The following is a 10,550-nucleotide window of genomic DNA, read 5'->3' on the forward strand; positions in this document are numbered from 1 at the left end:
TTCAACATGGGAAGGGGGGCAAGTAACGATGGATTTCAACTTAGATTTGGGACTGATCGCGGGTCTCTTCGCGATCGGTTTCGTCGGATCGATGATCTCGGGCATGGTGGGCATCGGGGGTTCGATCATCAAGTATCCGATGTTGCTCTACATCCCGCCGGCGCTGGGCTTCGCTGCCTTCACCGCGCAAGAAGTATCGGCGATCAGCGCGGTACAGGTGTTCTTCGCGACGATAGCCGGCGTCTTCGCCTTCCGTAAAGGCGGTTACATCAACAAAGCCCTTGTTCTGGCGATGGGCAGCGCAATCGTCGTCGGAAGCTTCGCGGGCGGTTACGGATCGAAATTCCTTGCCGACTCCGCGATCAACGTCACCTATGCTATCTTGGCGCTTATCGCGGCCGTCATGATGTTTTTTCCTAAGCGGGCGGAGGAGAACGGGGATTTCACTCAGTTAACGTTCAACAAGACGCTTGCGTTCTTACTTGCCGGGGTGATCGGCATCGTATCCGGTATCGTCGGCGCGGCGGGCGCATTCATAACCGTTCCGGTCATGCTGGTCATTCTTCGCATCCCGACAAGGGTAGCGATCGCTTCCTCCTTGGCGATCACGTTTATTTCGTCGATCGGCTCGACGGCGGGCAAGCTGCTCGGCGGTCATATGCTGCTCGTCCCTTCGGTCGTCATGGTTGTCGCGAGCCTGCTTGCGGCTCCGCTTGGGGCGCTGATCAGCAAGAAAATCAATACGAAAGCACTGCAATGGATTCTGATCGCGCTCATTACGGCGACGGTCGTGAAAATTTGGACGGACTTGTTACTATAATTTATAGGAGGAATCGATGAGATGGAAAAAGAACAAACGACGATTGTCCTCTTCAGCGGGGACTTGGACAAGGCGATAGCCGCATTCATCATTGCCAACGGCGCGGCGGCCTACGATCATGACGTTACGATTTTCTTTACCTTCTGGGGATTGAATACGATGCGCAAGGAGGAGGTCGTTAAGACTGAAAAAGGCTTGCTGGAGAAAATGTTCGGTTGGATGATGCCGCGAGGCGCGAACAAGCTCGGTCTTTCCAATATGAACATGATGGGCATGGGTCCCAAAATGATTAAACACGTCATGAAGAAACATAACGCGCTATCGCTTCCTCAATTGATCGAATTGGCGAAGGAGCAAGGAGTTAAGCTCGTGGCGTGCACGATGACGATGGATTTGCTCGGCTTGAAGAAGGAAGAACTCGTCGACGGCATGGAGCTGGCGGGAGTAGCGGCTTATCTGGGAGACGCGACGAAAGCGAAGGTGAACCTGTTCATCTAATCGGGACATGGCGCGGCCATTTTTTTTGGATTATAATATACCCAATAGGGTATGGTGCGCCTAACAAACGAGGAGGTATGAACGAAATGGCATACGAGTACAACGATGATCTGAAGAAGAGACTCAAGCGACTGGAAGGACAAGTGCGCGGAGTTCTCCGGCTAATGGAGGAACGGAAAGATTGCAAGGACGTCATTACTCAACTGTCCGCGGTCAGAAGCGCCGCGGACAAGGCGATCGCGACGATCGTAGCCGAGAATCTGGAACAATGCATCATCGCCGAGCAAGAGATGGGCGGAGATACGAGGAACGTGGTCAAACAAGCGATTGAACTGCTGGTGAAAAGCCGGTAGCGGACGTCGTTGCTGATCGGAAAGGATGAATTCTTAATGGAACTCTCGACGATACTAGGTCTATTGCTCATCGTCGTTATCGTATGGCTTGTTCTAAGGGGATTTTCGTCATCGAAAGGCTTGTCCAATTACGACGCCGAGCAATTCGGCGAACGGTTGAAAGCGACTGCAGACGTGATGCTGATCGACGTCAGGGAGGTTGAGGAATACCGAAGCGGACATCTTCCCGGGGCGATCAACATTCCGTTGTCGCAGCTGCGAAGCCGTATCGGCGAGGTTGCCAAGGCTAACGGTCGCGAAGTGCTTCTTTATTGCCGAAGCGGGATGAGAAGCAAACAAGCGGCGGCGGTCATGCGCGGTCAAGGCGTGGAACGCTTAGGCCATCTTCAAGGCGGGATCACGTCCTGGAGGGGCAAAATTACGAAATAACGGAGGGCAGCATGGACTTCCATTATACGGTCGAGACGACAAAAGCGTCGAGGAAGCGATATCGTCATTAGAAGAAAGCTTAAAAGAGCAACAATTCGGCATCTTGTGGCAGTTGGATCTTCCGGCGAAGCTTAAGGAAAAGGGAATCGATTCGTATACGGAACCCTATCGCATACTCGAAGTATGCAATCCGCGCGAAGCTGCCCGGGTTCTTGGGGAGAACGAGCTGTCAGGCTATTTCCTTCCCTGCAAGATCGTCGTCTATAGCCGGAACGGAACAACGAAGATCGGGCTGCCTAGACCCGAAGCGCTAATGCGGCTTTTGGAGGACGAACGTTTGCAGGAAACCGCGCGGAGCGTCGAACAAGTGCTTGTCGATGTATTGAATAGAAGCAAATAAGCTAAGGATACGGCCCCGTACAATGAATTGTACGGGGGTTTTTGTGCCGCTTGGGAGAGGAGAAGAGAATTCGATCGCAAAGGTTGCACTCGGTTCATTCGCGTGATACAACATAGAATACGAAGGTTTAACTTGGGAGTTGAGAAATGTGGTGAACGAGCCGATTTCGCCTCGCGACGAGGAAGAGAAGCGGTTGCTCGTCGTACTGGAGCAAGTAAGCAGACGGATGCGGAAGGAACTGGCGTTGCTGGGAGACCGGCGCGAAGACGTGGTCGGCATTCGCCAAGAATTCTGGGACGACGTGCGGATGAACTTCTCCGATTCGACGGAAGTCGGCGAAACTTGGAGCAGCATCGTGCAGCAGGCGGAACTGCTGGCGGAACGGGAGCGCAGCCATCGGGTAGCGTCGGAAGCGGTGGAAAGGCTGACCAAGCAATTCGACTCGCCGTATTTCGCGCGAATCGACTTCGCGGAGCGGGGAGCGAATGCCGAAGTCATCTACATCGGACGCGCTTCCCTCGTCGGCGAAGACGGGGAGACTTTCTACGTATACGATTGGCGCGCGCCGGTATCGAGCCTGTTCTACGATCATGAACCGGGTCCTGCAACATATCGCGTTCCGGACGGGGAAATCGCGGGAGAGCTTAAGCTTAAGAGGCAGTTCGTCATTCGCGGCGGACAAATGAAGCATATGTTCGATACGTCCGAGACGGTCGGGGACGAAATTTTGCAAGCCGTTCTATCGGAAGGCTCGGATACGTCGATGAAGAGCATCGTAGCCACGATTCAGAAGGAGCAGAACTGGATTATCCGCGACGAGAAGCACAAGCTGTTAGTCGTTCAAGGCGCCGCGGGCAGCGGGAAAACATCGGCTGCATTGCAACGGATCGCCTATTTGCTCTACCGCTTTCGGGAGACGCTCGGTCCGGATCAGATCATTCTCTTTTCCCCGAATCCGGTTTTTAAAGGATACATCTCGCGCGTATTGCCCGACCTAGGCGAAGCGAACATGCGACAAATGACGTTCCGCGAGTTGATCGAGGCGAGGTTGGGCCGCAGATACGAGGTGGAGGATCTTTTCTCCCAGACGGAAAATATCGCGGCGATAGAAGGAACCTCGCAAGGAGAAGCAAGAGAGCGATCGATCCGGTACAAGGGCTCGGAGCATTTTTTCGTTACGGTCGAAAATTATTTGAAGCGGCTTGAGCAAGAGGGAGTCCGGTTTCGCTCTTTGCGATTCCGCAACATGACGATCGTATCGGCGGAAGAGATCGCCGAGCAGTTCTACGGCATTCGGTCTTCGGAAGGCTTCGGCACAAGAGCGGCCGGAGTTCGGCGATGGCTCCTGGAACGCTTGAACGCTTGGATCGAATCCCAGATGGATGAGCCTTGGCTCGAAGAAGCCGCGGAACTCGCGGATAGCGAGAATATTCAGCGCGCGTACGTCGACGTCCGTCGGAGCGGCGGATTTCGTGACGAAGCGTTCGATGATGAGGAGCAGATGAGCGCCAGAATTAGGCGGCACGTAGCGGAAGGGGCAATCGCCCCGCTCGTGAAGGCGGCGCGCGGCTATCGGTTCTTGGATGCGATCGGAACTTATCGGCAGCTGTTCGAGAGCCGAACGCTGTTTACGGCATGTTCTCCCGACGGCAAGCTCCCGCTCGGTTGGGAATGGATGCAGCAACGCGCGGAAGAGACGATGGGCCGCAAGCTCATCGACCACGAAGACGCGACTCCGCTTATGTACGTGTTGGAGGCGTTGGAAGGATTCCGCCGCGTGGAGGGAGACATCCTTCATGTGTTCGTGGACGAGGCGCAGGATTATTCTCCGTTCCAAGCGGCGTTCATACGTCGGAGATATCCGCGAGCGCGATTGACCGTTCTTGGCGATTTCAATCAGGCGATCTACCTGCAATCGCAGGAAAGCGGCGGATTCGGCGGGTGGACGCGGCTAATGGCCCCGGATGTGACGTCCGTTCTTCGCCTGACGACCAGCTATCGCTCGACCGAGCAAATCGTCGACTACACGAAAGCCATCTTGGCACCGGAAGATGCCGCGGGCATTACTCCTTTTCAGCGCAAAGGGGAGGAGCCTACGGTAATTGCTTGCAGCGACGGCGGACACCTCGGGGACAAAATGGCGGCGGACATCGTTGAACTGTTTGCCCGAGGTTACGGGACGATCGGCGTCATTACGAAGACCGCGCACGAAACCGGCAATGCTTCCGCGTTGCTGAAGGAGCGTCTGCCTGACGACGTATCGGTCACCCTCGTGACGGGCGGGGCCGCCGAGCTTCCGAAAGGCGTGTCCGTGCTTCCTTCTTACTTAGCCAAGGGCATTGAGTTCGACGCCGTCCTTGTATGGGATGCTTCATCGGCGAGTTATGGCCAAGAGAAAGATCGCAAGCTGCTCTATACGGTTTGTACTCGGGCGCTGCATGTTCTGCACGTCTATCACACAGGCGAAGCTTCTCCTTGGCTTCCTGGGCAAGGAGGTTGAAATGAATCCGGCAGCTATTGAAGCGTTAAAGACCTATTACGGTTACGATCGGTTTCGGGAAGGGCAATCTACGTTAATCGAGGCGATCTTAAGCGGCAGAGACGTGCTCGGCATCATGCCGACGGGAGCCGGGAAATCGATCTGTTATCAGATTCCGGCGATCCTGCTCCCCGGGGTGACTTTGGTTATTTCGCCGTTAATCTCGCTTATGAAGGATCAGGTGGATTCGCTCAATTCCGCGGGCATCGAGGCTACTTACATTAACAGTTCTCTATCCGTTAAGGAGACGAACGAGAGAATGCGCCACGTGGCCGCCGGCCATTACAAGCTGCTGTACGTAGCTCCGGAACGGCTGGAGTCCGAATATTTTCGCGAGCTCGTTCGTCAGTTGGAAGTGCCGTTGATCGCCGTGGACGAAGCGCATTGCGTATCCCAATGGGGGCATGATTTCCGGCCGAGCTATATGACGATCGTTCGGCTGTTGCGCGATATCGAGCCTCGACCGGTCATGGCGGCGTTTACGGCGACCGCGACCGATGTCGTCAAAGACGATATCGTGGAGCGTCTTAAACTGAAGGCTCCCGCCAGGGTAACGACGGGGTATGCCCGAAGCAACTTGGCGATGTCCGTCGTTCGAAATGCGGACAAGCGCGATTATGTCGCTAGATACATCAAGGAACATTCGGATCATGCGGGCATTATTTATGCGTCGACCCGGCGCGAGGTGGAGAGCGTTTATTCTTTCGTGCACGGGCTCGGAGTCGACGTCGGCAAATATCATGCCGGGTTGAGCGAGGAAGAACGCGCGAGCACCCAAGAGGCTTTCCAGCGGGACGACTTGCAGATCATCGTGGCGACGAATGCGTTCGGGATGGGAATCGACAAGTCTAACGTTCGGTACGTCATTCACAACAACATGCCTAAAAACCTCGAAGCTTATTACCAAGAGGCCGGTCGCGCGGGGCGGGACGGCGATCCCGGAGAATGCGTGCTGCTCTTCTCGCCGCAGGACGTCGTAACGCAGAAGTTCTTCATCGAGCAGAGCGAAGCGACCGACGAGCGGAAGCGGAACGACTATAAGCTGCTGAACGACATGGTTCAGTACGCGCATACCGGGGATTGCCTGCAGCTCGCGATCGTGCGTTACTTCGGCGAGGAGAACGGCAAACCTTGCGGAACGTGCGCCAATTGCACGGATACGCGGGAGCGGAAGGACGTCACCGAGGAAGCGAAAATGATCTTCGCCTGCATCTCCGAGATGAAGCAGAGATTCGGCGTGACGCTAACGGCGAAAGTGCTGCGGGGAGCGAACGACGCGAAGATCCGGCAGTTCAACTTCGACCGGCTGAGATCGTACGGCAGGTTAAAACAGATGGCGGAGAAACCGCTCGTGCAGCTCATCCACGCGCTCGTGGCGGATGGGTACTTGAGGATGTCGGATACGGCGTACCCGGTCGTTCAATTAGAGGAACCGGTACTCGAAGTCATGAGGGGACAATCTCGCGTCTATCACAAGGCGGAACCGGAAGCGCCTTCGGTATCACGCGCCGGCAGCAGATACGGTTCCACGCGCGGCGGCTCTTCGGTTCAGGTCGCGAACGCGGAGCTGTTCAACGCTTTGCGTCAGCTCCGCAAGCGAATCGCCGACTCGGAAGGATTGCCGCCGTTCGTTATTTTCCACGACGCGACCCTTCGGGAAATGTGCGAGGCGATGCCGGCCGGCGAAAGAGAGATGCGCGCGGTCAAAGGAGTAGGCGCGGCTAAGTACGAGAAGTACGGACATGCGTTCCTGGAACTTATTAGGGAATTTTGTTAGCTTACCGGAATGGACTCGTTACGGGAGGGGACTCCAGTCCGGGATCTTTTTTCAAGAAGAGATCGGGAGATTCAAGTGAAAACCGTCGAAAAAAGGAGAGTTATGATAAGATAGAGCTTATTTGAGAAAATGGAAAACGAAGGGTGACGAACGGCAATGACGATACCGAGTCGGCGGATCCGAATCGCGGTGCTTCTGGCCTTGATCTTCGCGTTTGCCGTCGCATTGGCGTTGCCGTTCGCGGGTGTCACCTCCGGCGATGGCGGACCCAAGGCGAAGGACGGCACGCTGGACTTGCGAGAGTGGAACTTGGCCGAGATCGGGGCTGTTCGGCTGAACGGAGAATGGTGCTTCAACTGGGGGGAGTTGCTCCGGGAGGGCGATGACGGCTGTCCGGGAGGTCTTGCCGAAGTTCCCGGGGAGTGGGAGCCATACGGGAAACCTGGACGCGGATATGCCACTTATCGGCTGAAAGTCGTGATCGGGGAAACCGGCGGAACGCTCGCCTTGCATATTCCGGCGATCGCTCCGGCTTACCGGCTCTACGTGGACGGCCGGGTCATCGCGGAAACGGGCCAAATCGGAACCGGCAGCTCAGGGACGGTATCCGCCTATCGGCCGCAAATGGCGGCGTTTACGCCTGAGGGAGAGACGTTCGAGTTGATTCTGCAAGTCTCGAACGTCCTCTATCCGTCCGGCGGTATCTGGTATAGCCTGACGCTCGGCACGGAAAGCGGAATGGCGGCGATGAAGACGCGCAATACTGTCGTCGACATGGCGGTGTTCGGGGGCTGCGCGTTGCTCGGCTTCTATCAGATCGCGGTATTCCTGTTGCGCCGGACGGATCGGTCGACCTTGTATTTCGGCATCTGCTGTTTGTTCGGCGCGACGCGTCTGTGGGTTTTCGGCGGGATGTACGCGGTCGACGCATTCCCGGGGACGGACATTACGACGATCATCCGGTTGGAGTATTTAACCTATTACGGCGGAGTGACGATGGCGGCTCTCTTCGTGAAGGAGCTTTTCCCGCAGGAATTCAGCGCTCGAATCGTTCGCTTCATTGCCTACATTGGGTGCCTGTTCATCGGCTCGGTGTTCTTCCTTCCGGTCGAAACGTTTACGGGTTTCATCGATTACTTCAAGATCGTGTCTCTGTCGGGGCTGGCGTATTTCCTTTACGGATTCTCGCTCGCCTCATGGAGAGGGCGCAGCGGAGCATTACTCCAGCTGTTCGGTTGGTTGGCGTTCGTGGCCGCCGCCTTCCACGATATACTCTATAGCAACGGTCGGATCATCTGGATCGATCTGCAACTCGTTCCGTACGGATTTCTATTGCTCGTCTTCATTGAAGCGTTGGAACTGGCCCGCCGGTTTACGAACGCTTACCGCATCATCGGGACTTTGTCGGAGGAACTGATCGATCTGAACCGGATGAAGGACGAGTTTCTGGCGAATACGTCCCATGAGCTGAAGACGCCGTTGCACGGTATTCTGAATCTGTCCTCGGCACTTAAGGAAGGCACGTCGGGACCTCTCAACGGCCAGCAACGAGCGCAGCTCGAGGTCGTCATTTCGGTCGCCCGCCGCATGTCCAATTTAATTAACGATATCCTTGATTTATCCCGCTTGAAACATAGAGGAATTCAGTTGCAATTAAAGCCGGTCGACGTTCGGGCCGTCATCGGTTCCCAACAGGAAATTTTCCGCAACTATATTGGCGATAAGCCCGTGACGCTCCGCATGGAATGGCCGGACAAGCTTCCGGACGCGACCGCGGACGAAAGCCGGCTGCTCCAGATCGCCTACAATCTGATCGACAACGCTATCAAGTTTACGCCCGAAGGAGAAGTCAAAGTCACGGCTTGGTCTTCCGGAGCTACGGTGAGCATCTCCGTCTCGGATACAGGAATCGGCATCGAGGCGGATAAGCGGGAGGCGATCTTCCAGACGTTCGAACAGATGGGCACGTCGGTCGCCCGGGAGTACGGGGGGACGGGACTAGGTCTCGGTATCGCTCGCCGCTTGGTCGAGCTGCACGGCGGAAGGATCACGGTCGATTCCGAAATGGGCGAGGGCTCCGTCTTTACTTTCACGCTTCCCGTCAGCGCGGTTAAATCCGCGGATCGTTCCAACCCCGTATCGAAGTCCGAATCCGTCGATACGGACAGATACGAGGTGCGGAGAGGATGGATGGAATCCGCGGCCTCGTTCGCTCCCGAGAGCGTCTCGAAGCGGGATCTTGCAATTCTGGCCGTGGACGACGATCCGGTCAATCTCGTCGTGCTGAGAGCCGTGTTCGCGGACGAGCCTTACGAGATCGTTACGGCGTCTGGCGGCGCCGAAGCATTGAAGGTGCTAGCTAAGGACCGAAGCAAGATCGGGCTGGTTATTCTGGACGTCATGATGCCGGGTTTATCGGGGTACGAGACTTGCAGGCGGATTCGCGAGCAACATGCCTTATCGGACTTGCCCGTCCTGCTGACGACGGTAAGAAGCGAGCCGGATGACGTCATTCATGGCTTCGAGGCGGGGGCGAACGATTACGTGACCAAACCGTTTCAGGCCTACGATCTGCGTGCCCGGGCTCGCACGCTGCTGGAGATGAAACGATCCGCGGAAGCGGCGGTGAGATCGGAGATGGCGTTTCTTCAGGCGCAGATCAAGCCTCATTTTCTGTTTAACGCCCTCAATACGATCATCTCCCTTTCGCTCGACGAACCGGAAACCGCTCACGATCTGCTGTTATACTTGAGCCGGTATTTGCGCGGAAGCTTCGATTTCAAGAACAAGGAAAGGCTCGTTCCGCTTCGCAAGGAGTTGGATCTAGCGGAGGCCTATTTGAAGATCGAACGAGCCAGATTCGGCGATCGGCTTCGCGTCCGCTACGAGATCGACGGGAACGCGGCGTGTCTGCTGCCGCCCTTGACGCTCCAGCCCTTGGTAGAGAACGCCGTGAGGCACGGGGTCACGAAGAAGGAAGATGGAGGTACAGTTACGGTATCCATTCTCGTAGACGGAGAGAACGCGGTCATCTGCGTCGAAGACGACGGGGCGGGGATGTCCGAGCCGGCGGTAGAAATTATGGCGAAAGAACGGGAAGTCGGATCCGGGGGAATCGGGCTGAAAAACATTCATCAGAGAATGCTTCGCCAATTCGGCAGAGGACTCGAAGTGGAAAGCGAGCTCGGCAAAGGAACCAAGGTAGCGTTGCACGTTCCCTTGGTAGACAAATTCGAAGATTAGATATGCGAGAGAGCAGCGCAAATAGAAAGCGGTTTTCCGGAGACGGAAAGCCGCTTTTTTCTCTTTATTCGACAATTTTATGCGTAAACCTGACATGAAGCGCTTTCTTTTCAGTCTGTATCAAGGCGGCCAAGCTAATCTGTAAGAAGAAAAATTATCGAATCGAGGTTAAAGCATGACACGTAATAAGGCGCTTTGGATTTTGATTGCCACGCAAATATTGTTTCTCTTGTTTGTTCCGGTATGGCTGTTTATGACCGGGATTGCCGTCATGGCGATCGCCGATCCGAACGCGGGCGAAGCGGCGATCTGGCTGGTCATGATCTACGTTCTGCTCTATCCGGTCGGACTGCTGCTCGCGCTAATCCTCGGATGGATTAAGTTCGCCGCCAGCAAATTCAAGGCCGCGCTGATCTGGAACGCCGTCCCATGGCTCTGGATCGCGCCTTTGGGCGGATTTCTAATTTTCGCTAATAGTTAAGTTGATCAAA

The 10,550-nt window shown here is 55.7% G+C and carries 9 protein-coding genes; all 9 read left to right on the forward strand.

Annotated features, from left to right (window positions below; all coding sequences use genetic code 11):
• Positions 1-28: 28 nt before the first annotated feature.
• The 9 genes from FPL14_RS22055 (at position 29) to FPL14_RS22095 (ending at position 10,540) form a co-directional block, all read left to right on the forward strand.
• Positions 29-820: a sulfite exporter TauE/SafE family protein gene (locus FPL14_RS22055; protein ID WP_182299777.1), complete on the forward strand. Its 792-nt coding sequence runs from the start codon at positions 29-31 to the stop codon at positions 818-820.
• Between the two features lie 21 nt (positions 821-841).
• Complete coding sequence (locus tag FPL14_RS22060; protein WP_182299778.1) at positions 842-1,318, forward strand: DsrE/DsrF/DrsH-like family protein; 477 nt, start codon at positions 842-844, stop codon at positions 1,316-1,318.
• Positions 1,319-1,404: 86 nt separating this feature from the next.
• A complete protein-coding gene (locus FPL14_RS22065) occupies positions 1,405-1,671 on the forward strand; it encodes a metal-sensitive transcriptional regulator (RefSeq protein WP_182299779.1) in 267 nt (88 codons plus the stop codon).
• Positions 1,672-1,707: 36 nt separating this feature from the next.
• Entirely contained in the window at positions 1,708-2,100 is a 393-nt protein-coding gene (locus FPL14_RS22070) for a rhodanese-like domain-containing protein (protein WP_182299780.1), read from the forward strand.
• Between the two features lie 103 nt (positions 2,101-2,203).
• Positions 2,204-2,500 (forward strand): DUF302 domain-containing protein, encoded by a 297-nt coding sequence (locus FPL14_RS22075; RefSeq protein ID WP_324617834.1) that lies wholly within the window; start codon positions 2,204-2,206, stop codon positions 2,498-2,500.
• A 151-nt stretch (positions 2,501-2,651) separates the two neighbouring features.
• The gene (helD, locus tag FPL14_RS22080) at positions 2,652-5,000 is read left to right on the forward strand and encodes an RNA polymerase recycling motor HelD (protein WP_182299781.1); all 2,349 of its coding nucleotides are present in this window, start codon (positions 2,652-2,654) and stop codon (positions 4,998-5,000) included.
• Position 5,001: 1 nt separating this feature from the next.
• Positions 5,002-6,816 carry a DNA helicase RecQ gene (gene recQ / locus FPL14_RS22085; RefSeq protein ID WP_182299782.1) on the forward strand — a complete coding sequence of 605 codons (1,815 nt, stop codon included), beginning with the start codon at positions 5,002-5,004 and terminating at the stop codon, positions 6,814-6,816.
• 156 nt (positions 6,817-6,972) lie between these two features.
• Complete coding sequence (locus tag FPL14_RS22090; RefSeq protein WP_182299783.1) at positions 6,973-10,059, forward strand: hybrid sensor histidine kinase/response regulator; 3,087 nt, start codon at positions 6,973-6,975, stop codon at positions 10,057-10,059.
• 175 nt (positions 10,060-10,234) lie between these two features.
• The gene (locus FPL14_RS22095; RefSeq protein ID WP_182299784.1) at positions 10,235-10,540 is read left to right on the forward strand and encodes a hypothetical protein; all 306 of its coding nucleotides are present in this window, start codon (positions 10,235-10,237) and stop codon (positions 10,538-10,540) included.
• Positions 10,541-10,550: the final 10 nt, after the last annotated feature.

It is taken from the genome of Cohnella cholangitidis (assembly GCF_014107495.1).
Taxonomy (GTDB): domain Bacteria; phylum Bacillota; class Bacilli; order Paenibacillales; family Paenibacillaceae; genus Cohnella; species Cohnella cholangitidis.